Genomic DNA, 25,447 nt, shown 5'->3' on the forward strand with positions numbered 1-25,447 from the left:
TGTTACCCATCTCTCGAAGCCATCCGGGGCTGATGCCGGAAGCGCCGTGCGAGCCGGCGCGCAGGTTTTCAGCGACGCCGTCGCATTCGACTCGCGGAGGAGCGCATGACGTTTCGTGTGGGCATGGAAGTGGTCTGCATCAAAGACAAATGGAACACGGTCGCAGAGGGCCATCCGAAGAAGGGTGATGTCGCCACGGTGACCGGAATTTACCCGCACACGAACGGCCTGATCAAATGCGACCACATCAGCTTGGCGGAATTCCCTGCCAAGTACGCGATTGTGTTCTTCCGCCCCGTCGTCCGCACCGACATCAGCATCTTCACCGCCATGCTCGACAAGGCGCCGAAGAGGGAGGTTGTCGATGCCTAAAGACACTCTCACCATCAGCGAGCTTGAGGGCCTTAAACTGACGCTCCAGAGCACACGCGACCTGGTCATCATGTGCCTCGCTTACAAGGAACTCGACCTGACCGGCTCGCCGCATGTCGTCCTGACGGCGCTCCAAGAAATGGCTGCAGACCTCGGCCTCGAGCTCGTCAAGCGCCATCCGACCGACGCTCTACTCGATCAGATGACCGGCAAGACGACCGCCGCCGACCTCGTCCAGCCGCCCGACTTCCCGAACGGCGTGGTGAACAGATGAGAGACTACACCCACACCCGCACGTCCTTCGACCGCATCTGCGATCACGTCGAGACGGCAATCATCGGCCGCCGCAAAGAACATCAGCCTTATGGCGTCTTCGAGGACAGAGGCGAGTGGTTCGCCGCACCGCTTTGGTGGATTCAGGAGCGCGGATATCGGGTCGCGCGGGTGTGGAGGGCCGCGCGGCAATACAAGACGCATGAAGGCGGCAACTTCGGCTACGACCTCATGTCCAAAACTCCGCGAGCGCAGTTTTCGAGATGACCCGCCTCGCCCTCATCCTCGCCCTGGCCCTCATCGCGACGCCCGTCCTCGCTGAGGAAATTGAAGGCGTGAATTGGCTTCGAGTTTCCATATCCGTCAGCGGCGGCATGGGAAAACACAGCAGCGCCAGCGGCTCCGTCTATGGCGGCGCCTTCAAAACAAAAGCGGAGTGCGAAAAGCCAAGTTGGCCGGAGGAGTACGTCTGCCTGCCGATTCCGGCGCTGCCTGATATCTATTGGACTGACGCAGCTATCAACACTGGAGTCTCCCCATGAAATGGGTTCTAATCCTACTCGCCGTTGGCGGGACCGCCGGCCCCGGCGTTCAGGCGGGCTTCTCGGTCGGCGAATATCCGACGCAGGACCAATGCCGGGCGGTTGCGAAACTGGCCATCAATGACGGATTCAAGCCGTATTGCTACCCGGTCGGCGATGTCTCGGCGCTGATGAAGAAGCCGGACGCGGCGGGGCCGAAGCCTGAGAAGAAGGCGAAGCCGTGAGCAAGCAGCGACCGACAATCACCACGCAACTCGAGAAGCGACCGGGCGAGAGCGACAAGGATCATGAGCGTCGCGTCGCCGCATTCATCAGGGGCGACGACGTTCGGGTCAAGACCGATCTCAAGGACTGGAAGTCTTGCGACTTCACTCTCGCACCGGAGAAATCATGATCCGCGCCCCGATCCCCGTCGACGTCGCTCTGGCTTGGTGGCGCGAAGCCCTGGCCCAGCCCGCCTATGAGCGCGTCGCCATCCCGGACGAGCCGCATCCCGGCTTCTTCCAGCGCAAGCTCGTCAAGGGCGGCCCGTTCGTGCCGGCGCGGATCTGGCTTGAGCAGGACGTCGGCGAGGACGGCGAGCTTCTCGGCGCCGAGCTGCGCTGCGAGGTCAACGGCGAGCCCGCCGATCCCTTCGAAGCCTGGTCCTATCTCTGCGGCCGGCCCATCACGGAGGAATATTTCAACTACCTCACGGCGCGGAATCGGTGGGCGGCTTGGCACGCCCCGCACGAAGCCGCGGCGAATCCGAGACAGCCCATCGACTGGAACCGACTGCCAGCACCTACTTTCTAGGAGGAAAAATCGACATGGACACTTCGACGACTATCGGCCTCGGCCACAATCAGGGTCCACAGACCATCGCTGACGACCTGGCCGACCGCTTCAAGCCCCTGCTCGACCGCTATGCCGAACTGACCGAGTCCGGCGCGGCCTTGCCGGAAACCATCGACGACGACGAGACGCACGGCAAGGTGATGGAGCTCGTCAAGTCGATGCGCGCCCTGAAGAAGTCGCTCGAGGACACGATGGACGCCGAGCGCGCGCCCTTCAAGCAGAAGGTCGAGGCGATCTCGGGCTGGTTCAAGTCCCGCATCGATCCGCTGGTCAAGCTCAAGGACGACCTGACGGCCAGGCACAAGGACTATTCCGACCGCAAGGCCGCTGCGGAAAAGCAGCGGCTCGAGGAAGAGGCAGAGAAGAAGCGCGCGGCCGAGCGTGAGGCCTTGAGGCTGGCCCAGGAAGCGCAAGCCGCTGCGGCTGCTTCCGACCAGGCCGCCGAGACGGCGCGCATCCTCGCCGACGAGGCGAAGTCGCAGCGCGAGGCGGCGACGACCGACCTTGAGGTCGCCACTGCCGACCACGCCGACGCCCGCGCCAAGGCCGGCGCGCTTTGGGCAAAGCTGCTTGAGATCGATGCCGACGTTGCGAAGCGCCGCAAGGCGGGCGAGACGTTTACGCCCGAGCAGATCGCCGGCATGAAGGGCGACCTGCCCGACCAGTATAAGGATGCCCGCGCGCTGGTCGCCGACGCCGATGACAGGGTCAAGGAAGCCCGCGCCATCGCCGCCGAGGCGAAGAAGCGGCAGAAGGACGCCGACCGCAAGGCCGAGGAGGAGAAGCGCGCCGCCGCCCAGGCGAACCGTCAGGTGCAGTCGCATCTCGGCGACGCCGTTCGCCTCGACAAGGCCGCGACGAAGTTCGAGAACCGCGCCGCCGGGCCCGACGCGGACTTGGCGCGCGCCAGGAGCGAGCACGGCGCCGTCGGCACGGTCACCCGGCAATGGAAGAGCGAGGTCGTCGACCGCGACAAGCTCGACAAGTATGCGCTGTGGCCGTTCATCCACGGCGACGCTATCTCGGCCGCCTTGTGGAAGTGGATGCAGACCCAGCCGCCTGAAAAGCGTGTCATGCCCGGCGCCAGGATGACCGAGGAAACCATCGGAACCGTTCGCTAACAGGAGAACACAATGGACGTCCCAGCAATCCCGCAAACCGAGGGCTACCGCCTGCCGACCGACGGCATGGCGCCGGGCCTCGCCATCATGTTCGACGACCGGCTCTATCAGCGCTGCCGCGATATGGCGCTCGACATGAGCAAGGCCGACGGCTTCACCCCGCCGCATCTTGTCGGCAAGCCCTATGCCTGCTTCGCCGTGCTGACCAGGGCGATCACGTGGAAGCTCGACCCCCTGGCGGTGGCGCAATCGACCTACCAGACGCCGGGCGGTCGCATCGGTTACGAGGGCAAGCTGGTTCAGGCCATCCTCGAGAATTCCGGCAAGTTCGAGGGACCGATCAAGTTCGAGCATATCGGCGACTGGGCAAAGATTCGCGGCAAGTGGAAGAAGGCCAAGAGCGAGAAGGGCCGCGATATTCCCATTCAGGGTTGGACCGAGGAGGAAGAGAACGGTCTCGGCGTCATCGTCCGCGGCAAGGTCAAGGGCGAGCAGGAGCCGCGCGAGTTCACGATGTGGCTTCGCGAATGCTTCCCCCGCAACTCGACGCTCTGGCCGCTGCGCCCGGAACAGCAGATTTGTTACACCGCCGTCCGCGCCTTCGCGAACATCGCCGCCGCCGGGCTGCTCATGGGCGTGCCGTTCGATACCGACCCCGAACAGGGAACGATGATCGACATCACGCCGGCGCGGCCGAAGCCAGCCGACTTCAAGGAACCTGACAGGCCCGCCGCTGAGACGCAGCAGGAAGACGATCAGCCGGCCGAGGAACAAGAGACGGCCGAATTCGGGTTCAAGGAAGCGCGAGACCTCGGCATCGCGTATCGCGACCAGAACAAGCCGATGAGCGCGCCGAGCACCCTCGCCGAGCAATGGCACGAAGCCTTCCTCGACGGCTGGCGCTCGCGCGACGACGAGATCAACGCGGAGAAGAAGGCGAAGAAGTCATGAGGCCGCTCTGCATATATCACGGCGGCTGCGACGACGGGTTCGCTGCAGCTTGGGCAGTTCGCAACGCCCTCGGCAACAAGGTCGAATTCTATGCTGGCGTCTACCAGCAGGAGCCGCCCCCGCATGATGCGCGCGACATCATCTTTGTCGACTTCAGCTATAAGCGACCGGTGCTTGAGGCGATGGCCGACAAGGCGAATTCCATCCTGATCCTCGATCACCATAAGACGGCGGCCGAAGACTTGGCCGACCTGCCCGAGCCGCCGCCGGCCGCTGTTTGGCTGGAGGCGACCGTGAATGGAACGCTGCACCGCAGCCGCCGGATGGTCGCTCTGTTCGATATGAACCGCAGCGGCGCCGCGCTGGCCTGGGACTATTTCGTCGGCGGCAAGCGGCCTGGGTTCATCGAGTATGTGCAAGACCGTGACCTGTGGCGCAAGGCGCTGCCGAGCGGTGATGAATTCACCATCGCGCTGCGCTCCTATCCGCATGATTTCGAGACGTGGGATTGGATGGTCGCTGCAGGCCCTGATGGACTGATCGCCGAGGGCGAGAGCATCCAACGCTACTACCGCCTCCGCGTCGAGGAACTGAAGCGCAGCTCCTACAAGGCACATATCGGCGGTGCGACCTGCTTCATCTGCAATGCCCCCTATTTCGCCGCAAGCGAGGTTGCCGGCGAAATCTGCGGCCGTGACGGGACGCAGTTCGGAGCCAGCTATTTCGAGGTCGAGCGGGGCCGCTTCCAATACTCGTTGCGGTCTCGCGGCGACTTCGACGTGAGCGCCATTGCCCGGCAATTCGGCGGCGGCGGCCACAAGAATGCAGCCGGCTTCTCTGTTGAAGGGAACCCGGCTCACGTTCCGATCTGAAGTGCCTCAGTGAGTTCGCGTCCGCGTCGTTAGTTGCGAAATTGCGTCCCACTTCAACAATGGGGACGAGATATGAAAGGTATAGCGATATTGGCGTGCGTCGCGGTCGCATCGTTCGCCGGATATGAGACCTACAGGCAAGGCGATGCCAGCGTCAGGGTGAACAAGATGGCGGTGATAAAGGACCAGTCGCGGCTTGCGGAGTTCACGTGTCCGGATGGTCAGCAGGTCGTATGGACGAGCGTGCGGGAAATCGGGTGTGAGGGATGAAGGTATCACTCGAAAGCACGTCGCGGATCATCAACTTCAACGGCGTCGAATGCCGCGTCTGGGAGGGCAAGACCGAGCGCGGCGTCGAGTGCTTCGCTCTCATACCGCAGATCGCCCATCGCAAGGTCGACGACGCGAGTTTTTGCGCGATCTCAAGGAGAACAAGGTGCCGTCAGTCACGGCCGTTGAACTCTTTCCGCTCAGGATGTTCATGCCATGACCAACCTCGTCGAAGCCCTCTCCCGCGAGATCGCCCGCGTCACTGAGATCAAGGGGAGGTATGAAAGGCTGCGCGACATGAAGATGCCCGGCGTCAACGTCGCGCCCGCACTGCTGATGATCACGCGCGATCTCGAAACCGCGCAGCAGGTTATGGGGCGGGGCGATATCGGGGAGATGTGGGAGGCGTTTGTGGCGCTGCAGGGGTGGCAGGAGTGACGAAGCATGACCGGCCCCACACGCTGCTGCCCCGCGGCCTGAGCCGGGAAGAAGCTGCGGAATATATTGGCATTTCGCCTTCCAAGTTTGATGAACTGGTGAAGATCGGCACCATGCCGCCGCCCAAGGAGATCGGCGCTCGCAGGATCTGGGACCGGCATGGACTTGACAGCGCCTTCGATGACCTCCCTTCTGTCGCGGAAAAGAACCCCTTTGATGGGGTCAAGGCGTGACAGAGGAGGAAGCCATGAAGATCGATTTCAAGTATCTGGTCGCCGACGACGACCGGCACGGCAACAGGCGCTATTACGTGCGCAAGCCTGGGGCGCCGAAGATCCGGCTTCGCGAGGAATTCGGCACGGAGGAATTCCGCCGAGCGTATGACGAGGCGATGGCCGGGCGCGCCGTCGTCAAGCCGAAAACGAAGATAGCCGAAGGCTCGGCGCTGTGGGTCTGCCGGGCCTATTACCAATCGACTTGGTTCCTCAACAAGCTCGGCGAGTCGTCGCAAGAAGTCCGACGCCGTATTCTCGACAGATGGGCGGAAGCGCTCGATGACCGACCGTTCCGATTGATCACGAAGCAGCATGTACTGGGCTGGATCGACGACCGAGCCGACCGACCGGAAGCGGCGAATAACTTCCTCAAGGCATTGCGCGGCCTATTCGCTTTCGCGGTCGAGCGGAGGTTCATTGCCGCAGACCCCACCGCCGGCATCAAGAAGATCATCACCGAAACCGACGGCTTCCACGTCTGGACTGAAGACGAGGTCGACAAGTTTGAAGCTCGCCATCCGGTTGGCTCAAAGGCGCGGCTCGCCCTCGCCCTGTTGCTCTACACCGGCGTGCGCCGCTCCGATCTGGTGACGCTGGGCCCGCAGATGAACGACGGCTTCCACCGGGTTAAGCAGCGCAAGACGAAGCGCGTCATCATGCTGCCGATCATCGACGAGCTCGCCAGCGTTATTGCCGCCTCGCCTTGCGGCTCGACGACCTATCTCGTCACCCAGCACGGCAGGCCGTTCTCGGCCAAGGGCTTCGGCGCTAGAATGCGCAAGTGGTGCGACGATGCTGGCCTGCCGCAGTGCACGGCCCACGGCCTTCGCAAGGTCGGCGCGACCAGGGCGGCCGACCGGGGTGCGAGCGAGCGTCAGTTGATGGCGATCTTCGGCTGGAGCACGGTCGAGCAGGCGTCGGTTTACACTCGAGCGGCCGATCAGAAGCGCATGGCGTCGGCGGCCATTGGAACGCTTGCGAAACGCGAAATAGTCCCACCGCAAAAAAGTGGGACAGAAAGAGGCTGATTATGGTACTGAAATCAACGGCCCACAGAAGCGGTGCAAATCCTCTCGGGGTCGCCAATAAAATCAGATGGTTACCAATGAGCCCTTGCTTCAGGTTTCCATTCTGTCCGGCATATGTCCGCCATTCTAGAGCTACCCTAAATCGCTGGCCTTCGGGACTTTCAACGTCACATGCTATTCCTCACAATGCTGACGAAGGCGGCCTCGGTCTCGCTATTTCATTAGAACCAACGGATGCGCACGCGGGTAAGGTATACCAGGATGTACACAAAACTCGAGACCATTACCTACCTTCAGCTTTGCGTCGCCATATAAACTTTTCGAATGATAGAAAACTCTCCCCTTGTTGGTATCAATTTTGCCGTGCGCTCCGTTGAAAAGTATTTCCGATATTTTACCTTGACGACGCTCTGCAATGAAAAAAGAAAGATTTTCTGCCGCGGTAACTACCTCTGTGGCTGTAGGCCGATCGGCGGGCTTAAAACTGAGCATCTTGTCAACAAGTTCCGTCACGCTCCGAGCAAGTGGCGCAAACTGTTCGTTTCGAAACATGAAGTCTGGCCAAGGCTCTCTCTTTCCTGAAGAAACATTGACTGGGACCTGAAAGCCCTGTCCAAATGGATATTTTCCAGTCATCAGCCTGAACATCATTGCCCCCAACGACCACACATCCGCCGCCTCGCCGGGATGTTCTCCTGCTTTGCGGAACATCATTTCAGGAGCCATATAAGGCAACGCACCTTTCACCGTGCCGGAAGTAGACCGGGTCAAATCGCCCTCCTTCGCAGCCTCATCAAATACGTGCTCTGCAAGTGTCGCTATGCCAAAATCAGTGATTTTGACCACCAGCATACCTGCATCAACTGCCACCAAGATATTGCTCGGCTTGAGGTCACGGTGAATGACACCTGCTTTATGTGACGCGGCAATGCCCTTTGCGAGCTGAAGCAGCAAATGGGCGGCCTGGTGGGGATCCACATAGTGAATGCGATCAAGCGTAGCCTGTTCAAGTGTTCCGCCCGAAACGTACTCTTCAATCAAGAAGTGCTGACCACCTTCTTCAAAGTAATCGAGAGTCTTTGCGACGCCATGGTGGTTGACGCGCGCCGCGACAAGGGCACTCTTTCGAAAGTGGGTGCCAGCCTGACCCGGCTGTGGCGTCTTGAGAGCTACGGCATACTCCGTCATGCCGTCGTGAGCGAGGTATACATCCTGCATGCCTCCGCTGCCGATTTTCTTGACCACCTTGTATCGACCAGCAAAGACCTTTCCGATAACCATCAGGCCATAACCTCTGGGTGAGACACATCGAAGGTTAGAAATGCTCGATTAGGCCTGTGACGGTCTCCTATTGTTATGACGCATGCAGGATACATGCGTTGATCAACTTTGGCGGCCTCGTTGTTGACGAAGACTTCGCCGGATACTGAAGTTACCCGAAATTGGAGACCATTGTAGCCAATCGCGATGGAGCCCACGGCGGATTGAAGACTTATGTTCCGATTTGCGGAGCTCAACTCATAGATGTTTGCGCCATTGACTATACGAGCGTGATGACGATCTCGAAGCAGTTGATCCTCTAGTGTATCGCGAACTGCATTCATTGGAGGTCGCTTGGTTGGATCGGAATTGGTGCATTGGTGTATTATTGCAGGCACATCGGCGTGCAGACCCGCCATCAACTTTTGAAGATATAGGAGGGGCACTTGCTCTCCCTGCTTCAGTTCGTCGGGAAGATTTTTGTCAAGGAGTGCGACAGCAGTAGCGCCAAATGCATATACGTCAACTGCGGGGGAGAACGGTATTGTTTTAGTGCCAAAGAGCTCTGGCGCCATGTATCCAATAGTACCGATAATGTTTTTGGTGGCATCGTCCTTACCTACTTCTCTTGCCAGACCAAAGTCGAAAATCTTTAGAACACCCATTTTGTCCCTTCGGACATTGTTCGGCTTTATATCCCGATGAATAATCCCCGCTTGATGAATGTCGGCAATTCCAGAGCCGATTTGCCAAAGTGATCCTACGTACTTGTCATCGGCACCAAAGGAACCCGGTGAGAGGTCGGCCCCGTCAATGTACTCCATCACCAGGCACTTCTCTTCTTTTCCGAATGCGTCCGTGGTCACAATATCGAGCAGCTGAACAACGTGTTTGGAGCGGAGCTTCAAGAGCGCCTTTTGCTCATCGATCAAACGTTGGGGTTCAGTATGGCCCTGCAGACGCTTAACGATAACGTCTCTGTCCAAATGGAGATCGCGACAAACAAGGACTTCACTCATTCCCCCCTGAGATGAGTTTGCACCCGTCTCGTAGCGGTTAGCTATTGTCGCCATTATTAGGCTTCCGCTCGTAGTTTACGTCGATCTCCAACTGCTCAGCGGGGGCCTTTCGTTTGGATGTGCGTTGTCTCTTCGGCTTAGCCTGTGTCGTTTTGGGCGTGGCAGAGATGCGCGCAGAAGTCCTAGTACGGCGCGGCTCTTCCCAAAAAATCGGGACAGTTACCTGTCCGTTTTCTGCGGGCTTCCAGAGTTCCAGCATTCCTGAACTGCCTACGTCCTCGCTTAGCCTCAGACTTCTTTGCGCATCCTTTAACGACAGCCCAACAATGGTTCCGTTGTCTGCTCCACTTACCCAGTTCGCAGCAGCCAACAATCGTTCGGTGCCGCTTCGAAAATTTGGCGCATTCTCGTAGACTAGGCTCAACAATCGTGGCTCGATCGAGTGTATCCCGTCAGTGGTGATCAATGCAGAAGAAGCGCGTGAATCAAGTTGCCCCGTATGGGGAACTATGCCAGCCCCAATCCCCACGAACTGCACAAGGTCTGTTCCACGACCGCCGAATGCTTCTTGCATATTGTCATCCGTAGTGATTTTTCGGAGTTCGAAATCTTTTCCATCTTTAAACAGCCCATAGACTCTGCTGTCGCCAACGTTCAACCAATACCCCCTACCGGAAGGAGTTACGAGTAGGGCAGACAGAGTTGTTCCACCGCCACCACGAGCGAAATGGTGAACGCTTTCATTAGCGGAATGAAGTGCGGCCTCCAGCAGAGAAATTTGGTCGAGGATCTCAGATGCCCTGGCCATCTCTGCGACAAATGCTCCGATTGCTATCGAGGCGCAGGCCGCGCCATCGCGCATTCCGCCCATCCCGTCGCACACCACGGCGCACAACAAGGAGCTTTCGCGAGTTTGGCCCGAAACCTTGATAACAACCGCTCGGTCCTGATTGTTGTCGCGCGACGGCCCTTTATCGGTACCGAAAGCTATCCCGATTTCGGGAATAACTCGAAATGCCCGTCCCTCTGGCCAATAAGCGAGCCAGTTTGTCACCCACGCTTCCAAATTAGCAAATCGGTTCATGCGCTCAGAGTAACACCCTCCAATAAAGCGACAATGGCTGACCTTCCCAGAAGACCTTGCTCCCTAGGCTTCATGTAAACAGTCCAGCAGAATATATATCATTTGACATTGCACTAAATATGCAGTATGGAACTGCTTCATACTTCGTAAGACGAGATCGCACATGCTACTGCCATCCCAATGCCGCGCAGCGCGAGCCCTTCTCGGCTGGTCCCAGGCCGATTTGGAGGCAAGATCGCAAATTGCCAAGCGCACCATCGCCGATTTTGAAAATGGAGTTAGAAGTTGGCATCCCAATACTGAACGAACTCTTCAATCAACTTTCGAAGACAATGGCGTTCTATTGTTAGAAGCAGACGTTGATGGTCCCGGCGTGCGCCTCCGGGCCCACGCGCCTCGTTTGTGTCAGCGTGAAGACGTCCCCCAAAAGCGGGCTATCATATTTTCGTTCGAATACAGAGGTGAGCGACGACTGGGTTATATTTCTTATGACGCATTGGCCAGTATCGCATTGGACTCATTGGATGGGATTGAAGTCTTCGATCGCGATCAACACCGCATAGTTTGGCGCGCAGCCGATAAAGTTGACCAAGGCGAATTTGACTTGGATGGGAGGATCATGCTGGGTCGATCAGATATTAGTCCGATACCATTCAATTCGAATGCTAAACTGCGATGGTTCAATGAGAAATTCGACTATGGACGATACTCGGATGTCAGCGTCGTAGCCCTTGAAGATATCGCGCTTCCCCGCACTCCCAATGGCGGCATTTGGGAAGAAGTCGGCAAATTTGATGTCGAAAAAATGCATCGAGAGAGTACCGGATTCAAGGATGTCGAGAGAATTGTGCGTCGTTACGGCTGGTCTTTCCTGACAAAGGAGCCGTCTGGCAGAACGCGATCTGATAGTGCAGGCATCAAAGGAAAAGAATAGGCACATGTCCCTGATCTTCGACCTCGGCCGCGGCCCCGCCTCTTTCGGCCATCGCTTTCTCATCGGCCTTCAGCAAAGCCCAGTTTTGAGCGACCATGACAAGCGCCTGCTGTCGCTCCTGCAGCCGGCCGGTGTCGTGCTGTTCCGCGCCAACTTCCTGTCGGGCGCGCCTTATGACGAATGGCTCGCCTCGCATGAGAAGCTCCTCGCCGATGTGCGCGAATATATCGGCCGCGACGAGATCCTCATCACCATCGACCATGAGGGGGGCGGCGTGCTGCGCCCGCCGGCCCCAGTCACCAATTTCGCCTATGCGCGCGAATGGCCGGGCCAGGCAGGGGCGGTCGGCCGCGCCATGGGCATCGAGTTGCGCAATCTCGGCTTCAATGTGAATTTCGCCCCGGTGCTCGATGTCAATTCGAACCCGGCCAACCCGGTCATCGGTCCGCGCGCCTTCGGCACGACGCCCGAAGCCGTCGTGGCCCCGGCGCGGCAATTCCTCGACGCGATGCAGGCCGAGGGCGTGCTCGGCTGCCCCAAGCACTTCCCGGGCCATGGCGATGCCGGCGTCGATTCGCATTATTCGCTGCCCGTCATCGATGTCGATGCCGAAACCTTCCGCAAGCGCGAGCTCGCACCCTTCCGCCAGTTCACCGATGCGAAGACCAGGCTGTTCATGACCGCGCATATCGTCGTGCCGGCGATCGATCCGGGGACGCCCGCGACCATGTCGCGCGTCATCCTCAACGACATCTTGCGGGGAGAGCTCGGCTTCAAGGGCGTGATCGTCACCGACGATCTCGGCATGCGCGCCATCTCGGACAAGCTCAAGGAGCCGGAGACGACGGTGAAGATCGTCAATGCCGGCGCCGATCTCCTGTGCATGTGCGCCTATTGGGCCGACACCTCGCTCATCGTCGAGATGATCGGCCACATGACGCAAGGCCTGAAGGAGGGCGCGATCAAGGAAGCCGATCTCAGGCAATCCTTCGACCGCATCTCAGGCCTGCTCGCGGATGTCCCCCAGCACCCCGTCGAAAGGCTGGCGGAGGAGACCTATGAGCGGCATGCCGCTCTCGCCCCCTTGCGGCCGCGCACGCCGCCTGCCGCCAGTGCCGGTGGCGCCGCCAAGGCGTGACATTGGCCTCCGGTGCAATCTTCCTTGGCCTGGACGGCAAAGGCTCCGCTTCCTGCCAGCGGCCCTGAAATAACCCGGTTTTTCCGCCGTATTTGAGTTGACGCGGCCGGTCTCGCGCAGATTGGTCCGCATCGTCCCCCGCGCGGCAAGGCTAGCCCATGAACCTGCTCGAACGCGACCGTGACCTCGATGTCCTCGCCGCCGCTCTTGCCGAGACGGTCGCCGGGCACGGACGCCTCGCTTTGATCGGCGGCGAGGCCGGCATCGGCAAGACCTCCTTCATCGACCACTTCCTCTCGAGCTGCGGCAAGTCGCACCGCACGCTCATCGGCCAGTGCGATTCGCTTTTCACGCCCTCGCCGCTTGGCCCGCTTTACGACATCGCGCGCCAGACCGGCGGCAGGCTGCTGGCGCAGCTCGAAGGCGACGCGCCGAGGCCGGCTTTGTTCTCGACCATGCTCGACACGTTGCGCGATCCGGCGCAGCCGACGGTGCTGGTCATCGAGGATATCCACTGGGCGGATGAGGCGACGCTCGATCTCCTCAAATATCTGGGCCGCCGTATCGCGCAGACACGCGCTCTTCTCGTCTTGAGCTATCGCGATGACGAAGTCGAAGGCCATCCGCCCTTGCGCATTCTGCTGGGCGACCTCGCGACCTCGCCATCGGCCATCCGCATCGATCTGCGGCGGCTCTCGATCGCCGCGGTGCGTCACCTCAGCGAAGGCAAGCCTCTCGATCCGGAGGCGCTGCACCGGCAGACCTCGGGCAATCCCTTCTTCCTTGCCGAGATCCTTGCCCATTTGGGCTCCGGCATCCCCAAGACGGTCAGCGACTGCGTCATGGCACGCGCCGCAACGCTCAAGCCCGCCGCGCGCAATGTCCTCGAAACCATCGCCGTCCTCGGCAGCCGCATCGACCATGGAGTGCTGGAAAAGGTCGTCACCGCCGTGGCCGACAGTGTCGCCGACTTGCGCAAAGCGGGGCTCATCACCGCGAATGGCGAGGCGATCGCCTTCCGTCACGAGCTGGTGCGCGACGCCATCCTGGCGGATCTCGATCAGGCGCGATCGCGGGAGCTCAACCGCCTGGCGCTCCGGGGCTTGCAGGCTTCAGGGAATCGGGGCGATCTGGCGCAATTGGCGCAACTCGCCGAAGGGGCCGGCGATCACGCGGCCGTGCTCGATTATGGACCGGCCGCGGCGCGCGCCGCGGCGGCCGTCGGCGCCCATCGTGCGGCCGCCGCGCATTATCGGCGCACGCTTGTCTTCGCCCATGACCGCCCGCCCGCCGAACGGGCAGCGCTCTTCGAGGCCTATGCCGAGCAAAGCGCCATCATCGACGATTTGGCCGCGGCGATCGAAGCCTATCGCGAAGCGGTAGCCCTCTGGCGCCAGGCCGGCGATCGCCGGCAAGAGGGGGCGAGCCTGTCGCGACTTGCCTGGCCGCTGGTGCGCAGCGGCCAGAACGCCGCCGCCGAAGACGCAAGCCGCCAGGCCATCGACGTCTTGGAAACATTGCCGTCGACGCGCGAGCTTGCCGGCGCCTATCGCATGCAGGCGCATTTGCGCATGCTCGATCGCGACAAGGCGGCGGCGGTGCGCTGGGGCCGGAAGGCCATCGCGCTCGCCGGCGATCTTGGCGATGACGCCATCGTCGCCGCCGCCGAGATGGTCGTCGGCGCCGCCCTGCATGTGAGTGGGGATGACCATGGGCTGGCGCATTTCGATCGCTGCCTGGCCCTGGCGCGCGCCGGCGGAATGCATGAGCTCGTAGGCCTCGCCTACCTCAATCTGGGCTCGTCCTATGGCGAGCGCTATCAATTGGCCGAGGCCGAGGCGGTGCTGACCGAAGGCATCGCCTATGCCGAGGACTGCGATCTCGATCACTCCAATAATTACATGTCGGCCTGGCTCGCCCTGACGAACCTCTATCAGGGCCGCTGGAGCGAGGCGGGCGATCATGCGACCGCCGTCATCAACTGCCCGAATTTCTCGCTGGTCAGCCAGATCATGGCGCTGGCGGCCTTGGGCCGCCTGCGCGTCAGGCGTGGCGATCCGGGCGCCAACCGGCTTCTCGATGAAGCTCTCGACTTCGCCTTGCGCACCAATACGCTCCAACGCCTGGCGCCCGTCCGCGCCGCGCGTGCCGAATGTGCCTGGTTCGAGGGTGATCTTGCGCGTGTCGCCCGCGAGGCCGAGGCCGGCCATGCGCTGGCGCTGCGCCACCGCCATGCCTGGCATGTCGGGGAATTTTCTTTCTGGCTCGCACGCGCCGGCGCGAAGGTGACAGTGCCCAAATACTGCGCCGCACCCTTCGCTTTGCAGATCGCCGGCAATTGGCGCGCTGCCGCGGAAGCCTGGCGAGAGCTGGGATGTCCCTATGAGGAAGCCAGGGCACTCGCCGACGGCAATGAGCCGGCGCAATTGCGGGCGCTCGAGATCTTCGATCGGCTGGGCGCAGCACCGGCGGCGATCATGCTGCGCCAGCGCATGCGCGAAAGCGGCAGCCGGAGCATACCGCGCGGGCCCCGCGCCGCCACGCTGCGCAATCCGCACGGTCTCACGCCCCGCGAGATGAGCATATTGAGCTGCCTGGCCAATGGCTTGAGCAACGGCCAGATCGGCGCGCAGCTTCATATCTCGCCCAAGACCGTCGATCATCACGTGTCGTCCATCTTGGCGAAGCTTGCCGTCAAATCGCGCGGCGAAGCAGCCGCCCTCGCCATGGCGCAAGGCCTCATCGCGCAAAATAGGGAGATGGTCGCCGCAAAATAGGGAGGCTTCCCGATGTGCGTCCCGGGGCGCGGTTCTAGACTCGCCTCGTTCAACTTCGACGGAGGCACTCATGCCGCGCTATGTCATCGAGAGAACCTTTCCCGACGGGCTTGCCATCCCGGTCAACGACAAGGGTGCGGAAATCGCCCTCAAGGTCGTCAGCCGCAATGGCGAGGAAGGCGTCACCTGGATCCATTCCTACGTGACCCAGGACAAGCGGAAGACCTTCTGCGTCTATGACGGGCCGACGCCCGAAGCCATCCGCAAGGTGGCGGAGCGCAACGGCCTGCCGGTCGACCGCATCAGCGAGGTCCGCGTGCTCGACCCTTATTTCTTTCTGTGACGGATCTCTGCGATCCTCCTTCCGGCGACGGTTGCCGGGAAGGGGAAAGAGACGCCCCAGCCATCGCCAATATGCCCTCAATCTGGCGATGGCTGCGGGCGCTCTCGAGTGCTTGTCTGAGACCGGCTTTGCGCCGCAAGAGAAGGCATCGCACGCTCCGCCTTCACCGCCTGAATGGCTACATGCTCAAGGACATAGGTCTCACCCGCATGGAGTATGAAAATCCGGAACTCGAAAGGCTGCGTTCCGTGATGCTGGCTTTCCGGAACGACGAGGAGGACGACTGACGGAAGGCGGCACCGGGATCGCCAATCTTTTGTAGCATTTCCACTTCGCTGCAGCCCGCAACGGACTTCCGTCAAGGCTATGGACGTGACATTCCGCCCATATACGGTCAGAGTCCCGGAATAGTGATCGATTCCGTGCCGTAGTTTTGGGTAAACGGGGCGGTGAAGCGGAGCTGTTTCTGTCGTGACGACCCCGGCATCCCATACCCCGGTCAGGCTGCGCGGGCTGGCCGTAGCCTATGGCCTTGCCTGCCATGTGCTCTTCATCACCGGCGTGGGGGCGATGATCGCCGCCATGTATTTCGGCATGAGCCAGTCGCTGGGGCGCGTGCCCGCGCCTTGGAGCTTCGTTGCCAATGCGCTCCTGCTGATCCAGTTCCCGCTCGCCCACACTTTCCTGCTCTCGGCGAAGGGCCTGTCATGGCTCGGCCACCTGGCGCCACGGCGGATCGGCTCTCGTCTCACGACAACGACCTATGCCACGATCGCCTCGATCCAGGTCCTCCTGCTCTTCACTTTTTGGTCGCCGAGCGGCGTCATCTGGTGGCGTGCCGAGGGCGCGGTCCTCATCGTGCTGTCATGCCTCTATGCCGTGGCTTGGCTGCTGCTGTTGAAGGCCATTGTGGATGCGGGTTTCGCCTTGCAGACCGGCCTTCTCGGCTGGTGGGCCGTGGCGCGCAATCGGGCGCCACGCTTTCCGCCCATGCCGAAGACCGGTCTCTTTCGCCTCATCCGCCAGCCGATCTATGTCGCCTTCGCCTTGACCTTGTGGACGGTGCCGACCTGGACTCCCGATCAGCTTGCCTTGTCCCTGACGCTGACCGCCTATTGCCTGATCGGACCTTTGTTCAAGGAGGCGCGCTTCGCCAAGCGCTTCGGCGCCGAGTTCCGCGCCTATCAGGCGCATGTGCCTTATTGGCTCCCCTGGCCACGACCCGGAGTTTCACGTCCCGTGCCGCGCAATGATCTGTCGATCTACGACACCTATGCCGATGACTGGTGGAGCGGGCGGGTTCGCTGGCTGCGAGCGCTTCACAACATGGTCCCGGCCCGGCTCGCCGGTTTCGATCCCATCGTCGGCGACTGGACCGGCAAGCGGGTGCTCGATCTCGGCTGCGGCGGCGGCTTCATGGCGGAGGCGCTGGCCCGGCGCGGCGCGCTCGTCTCCGGCATCGATCCGTCGCCCGGCGCCATCGACATCGCCTGGAAGCATGCCGAAACGAGCGGACTGGCCATCGCCTACGCCGTCGGAACGGGCGAAAGCTTGAATCTCGCGGATCGCTCCTTCGACATCGTCCTGTGCGTGGATGTGCTCGAACATGTCGAGGATCTCGACCGCGTCATCGCCGAGATCGGTCGCGTCCTCAAGCCGGGCGGCCTCTTCCTCTTCGACACGATCAACCGCAACGGGCTCGCCACGCTGGTGATGATCACTTTCGGGGAAAATATCCTGAAACTGCTGCCGCCTGGAACGCATGACCCGGCCCGCTTCATCACGCCCGACGAGCTTCACCGCAAGCTGACGGCGGCCGGCTTTACCGTCGGCCGCTTCGCGGGCTTCGGCCCCCGTCGCGTCAACTGGCGCCTCGATCCGGTCTTCGGCCGCCTGCCGACGCTCGCCGTCCAATATATGGGGGACGCACGCCTGGGCGGAAAAATTTAATCCCACAAGACCGTTGAATCTGTCTTATTCCTTGTTGTACGATTGTTCAACAAGGAAACGTCATGACGGTCGTGCGCAGCGCATTTCCCTTCGCGGTGGAGGTCGTCGATCCCTTCTGGATCGGCCTCAAGGACGGTACGCGCATTGCCGCGACCTTGTGGCGGCCGAAGACCGCAGCCCCAGTGCCGGTGGTCGTCGAGATGATCCCCTATCGCCGCCGCGACGGCACGGTGTTCCGCGACCTCGAAATGCATCCTTACCTGGCGGGCTCCGGCATCGCCTGCTGCCGCGTCGACATAAGGGGATCGGGCGATTCGGACGGCATCCTCGCCGATGAATATCTGCCGCGCGAGCAGGAGGACGCTTGCGAGATCATCGCCGCCCTTGCCGTCGAGCCCTGGTCGAACGGCAATGTCGGCATGACCGGTATTTCCTGGGGCGGCTTCAACTCCCTCCAGGTCGCGGCGCTTGGGCCCCCTGCTCTGAAGGCGATCATCACTCTGTGCTCGACCGACGACCGCTATGCCGACGACGTGCATTACATGGGCGGCGCCCTCCTCACCGAGAACGAGATGTGGTCGAACTTCATGCTGGTGAAGAACGCCATGCCGCCCGATCCGCAGATCGTGGGCGATGCCTGGCGCGCCATGTGGGAGAAGCGCCTCGAGGCCAATCATTCCTGGTCGGAGCATTGGCTGAAGCATCAGCGCCGCGACGCCTATTGGAAGCAGGGCTCGGTCTCGGAGGATTTGACCAAGATTCGCTGCGCCGTTCTGGCCGTGTGCGGCTGGGAGGACAGCTATTCCAATTCCGTGCCGCGCCTGCTCGAGGGCCTCGTAGCACCCAAGATGGCGATCATGGGCCCGTGGACGCACGCCTTCCCCTGCCGCGGCGATCCGGGCCCGCAGATCGGCTATCTGCAAGAGGCCTTGCGCTGGTGGAAATACTGGCTCGCCGGCGAAGCGACCGGGATCATGGACGAGCCGCAATACCGCATCTATGCGATCGGCGAGGAGCGTCCGCGGCCTTGGTACAAGAGCCATGCCGGGCATTGGATCGCGGAAGACGCCTGGCCGAGCCCGCGCATCGACTGGCAGACGCGCTATCTCAACGCCCGGGCGCTGGCGCCGGCACCCGAGACGGGAGCGACGCTCGCGGTGCGCTCGCCCGCCACCGCCGGCACCGATTGCGGCCGCTGGGGCGGCTATGGCGGCACCTCGCCCGATCTCGCCATCGATCAGCGCCGCGAGGACGGCCAGGCCTTGTGCTTCGACACCGAGCCCTTGGCCGAGGACACGACGCTTCTCGGCGCGCCCGAGATCACACTCGAGCTCATGGTCGATGCGCCGAAGGTCAATCTCGCTGTGCGCCTGTGCGATGTCTATCCGGACGGCACGTCGGCGCTGATGACCTATGGCGTGCTCAATCTCACCCATCGCGACAGCCATGAATTTCCGGAAAACTGTCCGGTCGGCACACCCTTCACCGTCACGCTCCGGCTCAATGACTTCGCCCGCCTCGTTCCCAAAGGCCACCGTATCAGGCTCAGCCTCGCCACCCAGCATTGGTTCATCTTGTGGCCGCAGCCGACGCTCGCCACTGCGACCATTGCGAGCGGCAAGTCGACCATCAGGCTGCCGTTGCGCCGGCCGAGCAACAAGGACAGTCATGTGATCTTCGAGACGGCCGAAATCTCAACCCCGGCCGCCGCGACCCAACTCTCAGCCGGCAGCTCGACCAAGACGGTCGAGGACGACATCGCCACGGGTTTACGCACCATCAGGCTCAAGACCGACCATGGCACCCACAGGATCGACGATCGCGCGATCGTCACCTCGTCCTGGAACGCCGACACCTTCATCATCCATCCCGACGATCCCCTGACCGCGAAGCTCGTCACCGAATATGCCTGGGCGGTCAAGAGCGGGCCCTCCGACATGGAAGCGAAGAGCCGCACCGAGCTCACCGCCGATGCCGAGAATTTCTATCTGACCTGGCAGATCGAGTCCCGCGAACAGGGCCGCATCGTGCACAGCAAGGGCGCGACCCGCGCCATCAAGCGCGATTTCTGTTGAAGGACCGGAACCGGCCATGCTCGCTTACACGATCAAACGCATCGGCCTCGGTCTCCTGATCCTGATCGGTGTGATGTTCGCCATGTATGCGGCGGTCTTCATCGTGCCGGGCAATCCCGCACGGGCAGCACTTGGCCCCCGCGCGACACAGGAGATGATCGACAGGCTCACCCGCGAGATGGGTCTCGACCAGCCCTATCTGGTCCAGGTCTACAATTTCTTCGTCAATGTGCTGTCAGGCAATCTCGGGCTCGACGTCATCTCCAACCGTCCCGTCGCGACGGAGATCTGGGAAGTGCTGCCCAACACGCTGATCCTCTGCGTCGTTGGCCTCGGCTGGGCCACACTGCTCGCGATACCGCTCGGCTGCCTCGCGGTACTGAAGCGCGGCACCTGGATCGACCGCGCCACGAGCCTCTTGTCGGTCAGCGTCATCTCGCTCCCCTATTATGTGATCGCCATCTATGCGCTGCTAATCTTTGCGGTCGGGCTCAATTGGCTGCCGGCCATTGGCGATGGCGAGCCGGGCGATATCGGCAGCCAGATCCGGGCGCTCATCTTGCCTGCTTTCGCCATCGGCTTCACCTGGGTCGGCTATCTCGCCCGCCTCGTCCGCGCCTCGATGCTCGACGTCATGGGCGAGCCGCATATCCGCACGGCCCGTGCCTTCGGCGTGCCGGAATGGAAGATCGTCACCAAATACGGCCTGCGCATCGCGCTCATCCCCACTTTGTCGCTGCTTGCCGTCAGCCTCGGCGGGCTCATCTCCTCGGCCGTCTTCGTCGAGGTCATCTTCTCGCGGCCCGGCATCGGCAAGCTCGTCACCGCCGCCGTGAATCTGCGCAACTATCCGGTGGTCATGGGCGCTGTCCTGGTCATGACCGCCATTTATGTCGCACTCACCATCGCCGTCGATCTCCTGATCGCGCGGCTCGATCCGAGGATCAGAGATGCCTTCCGGGGTGCATGAGATCCTGAAGCGCGTGATGCGCGATCCGCTGGGCCTTTTGGGCCTCATCCTCGTCATCATCGTGATCGGGGCAGCGCTCTTCGCCGATGTGATTTCGCCTTACGATCCGGCCAAGATCGATGTGCTCAACAAGCTGCAGGACCCATCGGCGGCGCATTGGCTCGGCACCGACCAGCTCGGCCGCGATACGTTGTCGCGCATCATCTATGGCGCTCGCGTCGCCATGGGCATCGCCGTCTTCTCCATCGGCATCGGCGCCTTCATCGGCCTGATCCTCGGCATGCTGGCGGGCTATGGACCGCGCTGGCTCGACAGCCTTCTCATCTTCTTCTTCGATTCCTTGAGCGCCATCCCGCTCATTCTCTTCGCCTTGACCGTCATCGTCATCCTGGGGCCCGGCACCGGAACGCTGATCTTCGTCATCGCCGTCATTTCCGTTCCGATCTATGGCCGGCTGGTACGCGCCCAGACGCTGGCCTTGCGGCGCAGCGAATTCATCCTGGCCGAGCAGTCCATGGGCGCCGGCACGGCGCGCATCATCGGCATTCATCTCTTGCCCAATGTGCTGGGGCCGCTGGTGATCCTGGTCAGCATGGATATCCCGACGGTCGTCGCTCTCGAGGCGGCATTGAGCTATCTGGGCCTCGGCGTCCGGCCGCCGACGCCGAGCTGGGGCACCATCCTCAATGACGGCTACACGTCGCTCCGCGCCAATCCGTCTTTGGTGATCGCCGCCGGCATCCCGCTCGTCATCGCGACATTGGGTTTCACCTTCCTGGGCGAATCTCTGCGCGATGCGCTCGATCCCAAGCTCAAGCACAGGCAATCGCCATGACCTCGCCGCTCCTCGCCATTCGCGATCTGACCATCGACTATGCGGGCCATGTCCAGGCGGTGCGCAAAGCCAATCTCGAGATCCGGCTGGGCGAGGCCGTGGGCCTCGTGGGTGAATCGGGCTCCGGCAAGTCGACGCTCGCTTCCGCCATTCCGGGCCTATTGCCCGCCAGCGCGCGCATCCAGGGCGACATCGCCTTCAAGGACAAGAGCGTCGCCGGCAACCAGAGCGCTTTGCGCGGCGATGAGATCGCCATGGTGTTCCAGGACCCGATGACCTCGTTCAATCCGGTGCTCACCATTGGCGAGCAGCTGGTCGACTTCCAGAGCCGCATTGCGGGATCGGCCAAGGAGAAATACCGGCGTGCCATCGCCATGCTGGGGCGCGTCGGCATTCCCGACGCCGCCATGCGCGCCGAGAGCTATCCGCATGAATTGTCGGGCGGCATGCGCCAGCGCGCCGCCATCGCCGCCGCTTTGCTCGTCAATCCGAGCCTGCTCATCGCCGATGAGCCGACGACGGCGCTCGACGTCACCATGGAAGCGCAGATCATCCATCTCTTCCGCGAATTGCGCCGCGACTATGGCGGCGGCATCCTCATCGTCACCCATCATCTGGGCGTCGTCGCCGAGCTCTGCGACCGCGTCTATGTGATGTATCGGGGCGATGTGGTCGAGGAAGGTCCGGTGGACGACATCTTCCACAAGCCCCGCCATCCCTATACCCGCGCCCTCCTCGCCTGCGATCCGGCCCGTATCCCTGAGCGCACCGATTATCTGCCGGTGATCAGCGATGCCGAGCGCGCGACCTTCACGAGGGCGTCCTGGCGATGACACCCATCATCGAGGCGGAAGGTCTGGCGGTCAATTTCCGGAGCCCCGGCGGCTTCATGGGGCTCAACTCCCGCCGGCTCGCCATTCTCGAGGACGTGTCGATCAAGCTCCACAAGGGCGAGACGCTGGGCCTCGTCGGCGAATCGGGATCGGGCAAGACGACACTGGCGCGCACGCTCCTGGGGCTGGTGCCGGCTGCCCGCGGCACGATCCGCTTCGATGGCTCAGCCGTGACGAGCTTCGCGCATCTCAGGCGCCGCACTGCGATGATGTTCCAGGATCCGGTCGGGTCTCTCAGTCCCCGGCTCGCCATCGGCTCCGCCATCACCGAGCCCTTCGTCATCCATGGCGTAGGCATGGCTTCGCGCCGCGTCATGGCGGAAGAGCTTCTGAGGCTCGTCGGCCTTCCTGCGGATTTCATCGGCCGCTATCCGCATGAGCTTTCGGGCGGCCAGGCGCGCCGCGCCGGTGTCGCCCGCGCTTTGGCGCTGCGGCCCGATCTCGTCATCGCCGATGAGCCGACCGCCGGGCTCGATGTCTCCATCCAGGGCGAGATCCTCAATCTGATGACCCGGCTCAAGGCCGAGCTCGCGCTCTCTTATGTCATCGTCACCCACAATCTCGCGATGATCCGTCACGTCTCCGACCGGATCGCCATCATGTATCTGGGCCGCATCGTCGAGGAAGGACCGACGCCCGAGGTCTTCAGCAAAGCCCGTCATCCCTACACGGCCTCGCTGATCGCCTCCGAGCCCATCCCCGATCCGCGCCGCAAGCGCCATGCGCTCGCCATCACCGGCGAAGTGCCGAGCATCCAGAACCGGCCGAAGGGCTGCGAGTTCCACACCCGCTGCCCCTATGCCCAAGAGCGCTGCCGCATCGAAGCGCCGTCTCTCACCGTCACGGGCAGTCATAGCGTGCGCTGCCATTTTCCACTCAACTAGGGAGGTAAGAATGAAAATCAAAGGACATTTCGACCGCCGTGGGTTCCTGCAGCTCTCGGCATTCTTGAGCGCCGGCATGGTTCTGCCGCAGCGCCTGAGCTTCGCCGCCGAAGGCGATCTCCTGCGCATCAGGAGCGACAGCGACATCAACCGGCTCGACCCTGCCTTCGAGATCGGCAATCTCGAAGACATCACCAATCGCTGCGTGCTGGTGACCCTGGTGCGCCTCTCCGACATGCGCAAGGGCAACACGATCGCGCCCTGGGGAGCCGAGAAGATCGAGCAGACCGATCCGACCTCGATCACTTTCACTTTGCTGCCCGGCCTCAAATGGACCGGGGGCTATGGACCGGTCACGCCTGAGGACGTGAAATACTCCTTCGAGCGCATCGCCGATCCGAAGAATGAATCGGCCTGGAAATACCAGTTCGAGAAGCTCGATAAGGTCGAGGTCAAGGACGAGCGCACCGGCATCATCCGGCTGAAGGAGCCGTTCCAGCCGATCTGGGTGACGTCGCTGCCTTATTATGGCGGTCACATCGTGTGCAAGGCGGCGGTCGAGAAAGCAGGCGGCAAATACACGACCGAGATCCCGGCGCAATGCGGCCCCTATCTGCTCGACAAATGGGAGCCCAAGCAGAAGATGACGTTCAAGGCCAATCCCGACTGGCCGGGACCCAAGCCCGATTTCGGCCAGGTCGAGATTTCGATCGTCGAGGACGACCAGGCGGCCCAGCTCGCTTATGAGGCGAAGGCCTTCGACTATTGCCGCGTCTCGGCCTCGTCCGCCAAGGGCCTCAAGGAGAAGCCCCTGCCCGACACCAAGCTCATCGAGGCGCAGTCGACGCGCTATGTCTGGCTCACCATCAACATGGACAATCCCAAGCTCAAGGACCCGAAGGTGCGCCAGGCGGTGCAATATGCCTTCGACGGCGAGCAGCTGATCGCCGGGACCTATGAGGGGCTCGTTCCGCGCTCGACCGGCGTGGTGCAGCCCGGCACCGCCTTCACCCGGGCCAAGAACATCATCGACAAGCCCGATTACGAAAAGGCGAAGGCGCTCCTCGCCGAGGCGGGCGTCAGCGATCTCAAGCTCAATCTCGCCACCTTGAACGACTCGCGCTACATGACCGCCTGCCAGATCATCCAGGCGACCATGGCTCAGGCCGGCATCACCATCGAGATCCAACCCTATGACGAAGGCGCCTATTGGGTCTTGGGCGACAAGACGCAAGGCGACGGCTACAAGAACCTCGAGCTGGTGCTGATGCCCTTCGCCGGCGGCATCGATCCGTCGGAGAACCTGGTCTGGTTCCGGCCCGACCAGATCGGCGTGTGGAACTGGTCCGCCTTCAACAGCCCGGAATTCGAGGAACTCTACACCAAGGCGCTGTCTGAAGGCGATCAGGCGAAGCGCAAGACCATGTATAACCGCATGGAGGATCTGATGGAGGAATCGGGCGGCTTCATCTTCGTCTGCCATGAGCCCTTCGTCGCGATCCACAAGACCACATTCGAGCCCGAGATCCTGGCCGACGGCTATCCCAATCCCGTCGGCTTCAAGAAACTGTGAGGTGATATGCCGACTGCCGCCCAGAAGAGCAAACCACGCTTCGCCCGCGTCGAAGCCGATCTGCGCCGGCAGATGCTCATCGATGCCGCGATCCGCTGCCTGGCCGAGGGCGGGATCGCGGCCTTCACCGTGGACCGCATCTCGCGCGAGGCGAATGTCTCGCGCGGGCTCATCAATCATCACTTCAACGGCATTTCCGGTCTCCTGATCGAGGTCTATGAAGCGATGACCCAGTCGATGATCGCCGCCGGGCGCGAGACGCTGTTCTTCGAAGGCTCAGCCGAGGAGCGGCTCGCCCAGGTGATCGAGACGATGTTCCGCCCGCCCATGTTCTCGAAGTCATCACTCAGGGCATGGCTGGCGCTCTGGGGCGAGGTCGCCACCAATCCGCGGCTGAAAGCCTCGCACCGCAAATCCTATGACGCCTATCGCAAGGCGATCGGCGATGCGCTGGGCGAGATCGCCGTCGCGCGCAAGGTTAAGACCAATGGCGAGGCGCTCGCCATGACCGTGATCGCGCTCATTGACGGCCTGTGGATCGAATGGTGCCTCGATTCATCCGTCGTCAATCGCGACACGGCGCGCGCCGCCGTCTATGACGTGCTCGAGGCAAGACTGGGGCCACTGATGCGGTAGTCCCCAACTTTTCCCCTCTCCCGTCCGAAGGATGGGAGAGGGTGCCCGAAGGGCGGGTGAGGGCTCTTTGTCTCCGCAAGGAATACTCGTTGAGATC

28 protein-coding genes are annotated in these 25,447 nt (G+C 61.9%); 25 read left to right on the forward strand and 3 right to left on the reverse strand.

Features of this window, described 5'->3' with window-relative positions; translation table 11 throughout:
• The first annotated feature begins 105 nt into the window (after window positions 1-105).
• The 13 genes from DS839_RS13575 to DS839_RS13635 all read left to right on the forward strand — a co-directional run bounded on the left by DS839_RS13575 (window position 106) and on the right by DS839_RS13635 (window position 6,979).
• Window positions 106-372 carry a hypothetical protein gene (locus DS839_RS13575; protein WP_162918508.1) on the forward strand — a complete coding sequence of 89 codons (267 nt, stop codon included), beginning with the start codon at window positions 106-108 and terminating at the stop codon, window positions 370-372.
• Window positions 365-646: a hypothetical protein gene (locus DS839_RS13580; protein WP_119270889.1), complete on the forward strand. Its 282-nt coding sequence runs from the start codon at window positions 365-367 to the stop codon at window positions 644-646. The genes DS839_RS13575 and DS839_RS13580 overlap by 8 nt, the downstream gene beginning before the upstream one ends.
• Window positions 643-912 carry a hypothetical protein gene (locus DS839_RS13585; RefSeq protein ID WP_119270890.1) on the forward strand — a complete coding sequence of 90 codons (270 nt, stop codon included), beginning with the start codon at window positions 643-645 and terminating at the stop codon, window positions 910-912. The genes DS839_RS13580 and DS839_RS13585 overlap by 4 nt, the downstream gene beginning before the upstream one ends.
• Entirely contained in the window at window positions 909-1,187 is a 279-nt protein-coding gene (locus DS839_RS13590) for a hypothetical protein (RefSeq protein WP_119270891.1), read from the forward strand. Before DS839_RS13585 ends, DS839_RS13590 begins: the two co-directional genes overlap by 4 nt.
• Window positions 1,184-1,411, forward strand: coding sequence for a hypothetical protein (locus tag DS839_RS13595; protein WP_119270892.1), 228 nt, complete (start codon window positions 1,184-1,186; stop codon window positions 1,409-1,411). The genes DS839_RS13590 and DS839_RS13595 overlap by 4 nt, the downstream gene beginning before the upstream one ends.
• The gene (locus DS839_RS36445) at window positions 1,408-1,581 is read left to right on the forward strand and encodes a hypothetical protein (RefSeq protein WP_162918509.1); all 174 of its coding nucleotides are present in this window, start codon (window positions 1,408-1,410) and stop codon (window positions 1,579-1,581) included. The genes DS839_RS13595 and DS839_RS36445 overlap by 4 nt, the downstream gene beginning before the upstream one ends.
• Entirely contained in the window at window positions 1,578-1,982 is a 405-nt protein-coding gene (locus tag DS839_RS13600; protein WP_119270893.1) for a hypothetical protein, read from the forward strand. The genes DS839_RS36445 and DS839_RS13600 overlap by 4 nt, the downstream gene beginning before the upstream one ends.
• A 14-nt stretch (window positions 1,983-1,996) precedes the next feature.
• Window positions 1,997-3,145 carry a hypothetical protein gene (locus tag DS839_RS13605; protein WP_119270894.1) on the forward strand — a complete coding sequence of 383 codons (1,149 nt, stop codon included), beginning with the start codon at window positions 1,997-1,999 and terminating at the stop codon, window positions 3,143-3,145.
• Between the two features lie 12 nt (window positions 3,146-3,157).
• Window positions 3,158-4,096, forward strand: a complete 939-nt coding sequence (locus DS839_RS13610) for a recombinase RecT (protein ID WP_119270895.1) — start codon at window positions 3,158-3,160, stop codon at window positions 4,094-4,096.
• Window positions 4,018-4,968 (forward strand): DHHA1 domain-containing protein, encoded by a 951-nt coding sequence (locus tag DS839_RS13615; protein ID WP_368911611.1) that lies wholly within the window; start codon window positions 4,018-4,020, stop codon window positions 4,966-4,968. The genes DS839_RS13610 and DS839_RS13615 overlap by 79 nt, the downstream gene beginning before the upstream one ends.
• Before the next feature lie 486 nt (window positions 4,969-5,454).
• Window positions 5,455-5,676, forward strand: coding sequence for a hypothetical protein (locus DS839_RS13625; RefSeq protein ID WP_119270898.1), 222 nt, complete (start codon window positions 5,455-5,457; stop codon window positions 5,674-5,676).
• Entirely contained in the window at window positions 5,673-5,909 is a 237-nt protein-coding gene (locus DS839_RS13630) for a helix-turn-helix transcriptional regulator (RefSeq protein WP_119270899.1), read from the forward strand. The genes DS839_RS13625 and DS839_RS13630 overlap by 4 nt, the downstream gene beginning before the upstream one ends.
• A gap of 14 nt (window positions 5,910-5,923) precedes the next feature.
• Window positions 5,924-6,979, forward strand: a complete 1,056-nt coding sequence (locus tag DS839_RS13635; protein WP_119270900.1) for a tyrosine-type recombinase/integrase — start codon at window positions 5,924-5,926, stop codon at window positions 6,977-6,979.
• A gap of 213 nt (window positions 6,980-7,192) precedes the next feature.
• Here the strand turns inward: DS839_RS13635 and DS839_RS13640 are convergent, their stop codons facing one another.
• The 3 genes from DS839_RS13640 to DS839_RS13650 are packed head-to-tail and all read right to left on the reverse strand — an operon-like array spanning window position 7,193 to window position 10,312.
• Window positions 7,193-8,260 (reverse strand): serine/threonine-protein kinase, encoded by a 1,068-nt coding sequence (locus DS839_RS13640; protein WP_119270901.1) that lies wholly within the window; start codon window positions 8,258-8,260, stop codon window positions 7,193-7,195.
• Window positions 8,260-9,258: a serine/threonine protein kinase gene (locus DS839_RS13645; protein ID WP_162918510.1), complete on the reverse strand. Its 999-nt coding sequence runs from the start codon at window positions 9,256-9,258 to the stop codon at window positions 8,260-8,262. Before DS839_RS13645 ends, DS839_RS13640 begins: the two co-directional genes overlap by 1 nt.
• 37 nt (window positions 9,259-9,295) lie before the next feature.
• Entirely contained in the window at window positions 9,296-10,312 is a 1,017-nt protein-coding gene (locus tag DS839_RS13650; RefSeq protein ID WP_162918511.1) for a PP2C family protein-serine/threonine phosphatase, read from the reverse strand.
• A gap of 193 nt (window positions 10,313-10,505) precedes the next feature.
• On the opposite strand from DS839_RS13650, the gene DS839_RS13655 reads away from it, so the two are divergent.
• The 12 genes from DS839_RS13655 (at window position 10,506) to DS839_RS13715 (ending at window position 25,350) form a co-directional block, all read left to right on the forward strand.
• On the forward strand, window positions 10,506-11,276 hold the full coding sequence (locus tag DS839_RS13655) for a helix-turn-helix domain-containing protein (RefSeq protein ID WP_119270904.1): 771 nt from the start codon (window positions 10,506-10,508) through the stop codon (window positions 11,274-11,276).
• 4 nt (window positions 11,277-11,280) lie between these two features.
• A complete protein-coding gene (locus tag DS839_RS13660; protein WP_119270905.1) occupies window positions 11,281-12,414 on the forward strand; it encodes a glycoside hydrolase family 3 protein in 1,134 nt (377 codons plus the stop codon).
• Window positions 12,415-12,572: 158 nt separating this feature from the next.
• Window positions 12,573-15,191, forward strand: coding sequence for a helix-turn-helix transcriptional regulator (locus DS839_RS13665; protein ID WP_119270906.1), 2,619 nt, complete (start codon window positions 12,573-12,575; stop codon window positions 15,189-15,191).
• A 70-nt stretch (window positions 15,192-15,261) separates the two neighbouring features.
• Window positions 15,262-15,534 carry a DUF4242 domain-containing protein gene (locus DS839_RS13670; RefSeq protein WP_119270907.1) on the forward strand — a complete coding sequence of 91 codons (273 nt, stop codon included), beginning with the start codon at window positions 15,262-15,264 and terminating at the stop codon, window positions 15,532-15,534.
• Between the two features lie 471 nt (window positions 15,535-16,005).
• Window positions 16,006-17,484, forward strand: a complete 1,479-nt coding sequence (ubiG, locus tag DS839_RS36925; protein WP_368911614.1) for a bifunctional 2-polyprenyl-6-hydroxyphenol methylase/3-demethylubiquinol 3-O-methyltransferase UbiG — start codon at window positions 16,006-16,008, stop codon at window positions 17,482-17,484.
• A gap of 62 nt (window positions 17,485-17,546) precedes the next feature.
• Complete coding sequence (locus tag DS839_RS13685) at window positions 17,547-19,559, forward strand: CocE/NonD family hydrolase (RefSeq protein WP_119270908.1); 2,013 nt, start codon at window positions 17,547-17,549, stop codon at window positions 19,557-19,559.
• A gap of 16 nt (window positions 19,560-19,575) precedes the next feature.
• Window positions 19,576-20,529 carry an ABC transporter permease gene (locus tag DS839_RS13690; RefSeq protein WP_119270909.1) on the forward strand — a complete coding sequence of 318 codons (954 nt, stop codon included), beginning with the start codon at window positions 19,576-19,578 and terminating at the stop codon, window positions 20,527-20,529.
• The gene (locus DS839_RS13695; protein ID WP_119270910.1) at window positions 20,510-21,364 is read left to right on the forward strand and encodes an ABC transporter permease; all 855 of its coding nucleotides are present in this window, start codon (window positions 20,510-20,512) and stop codon (window positions 21,362-21,364) included. The genes DS839_RS13690 and DS839_RS13695 overlap by 20 nt, the downstream gene beginning before the upstream one ends.
• On the forward strand, window positions 21,361-22,197 hold the full coding sequence (locus DS839_RS13700; RefSeq protein ID WP_119270911.1) for an ABC transporter ATP-binding protein: 837 nt from the start codon (window positions 21,361-21,363) through the stop codon (window positions 22,195-22,197). Before DS839_RS13695 ends, DS839_RS13700 begins: the two co-directional genes overlap by 4 nt.
• Window positions 22,194-23,141: an oligopeptide/dipeptide ABC transporter ATP-binding protein gene (locus DS839_RS13705; protein WP_119270912.1), complete on the forward strand. Its 948-nt coding sequence runs from the start codon at window positions 22,194-22,196 to the stop codon at window positions 23,139-23,141. The genes DS839_RS13700 and DS839_RS13705 overlap by 4 nt, the downstream gene beginning before the upstream one ends.
• Before the next feature lie 10 nt (window positions 23,142-23,151).
• Window positions 23,152-24,714: an ABC transporter substrate-binding protein gene (locus DS839_RS13710; protein ID WP_119270913.1), complete on the forward strand. Its 1,563-nt coding sequence runs from the start codon at window positions 23,152-23,154 to the stop codon at window positions 24,712-24,714.
• Between the two features lie 6 nt (window positions 24,715-24,720).
• The gene (locus tag DS839_RS13715; protein ID WP_119270914.1) at window positions 24,721-25,350 is read left to right on the forward strand and encodes a TetR family transcriptional regulator C-terminal domain-containing protein; all 630 of its coding nucleotides are present in this window, start codon (window positions 24,721-24,723) and stop codon (window positions 25,348-25,350) included.
• Window positions 25,351-25,447 lie beyond the last annotated feature (97 nt).

It is taken from the genome of Taklimakanibacter deserti, assembly GCA_003574785.1.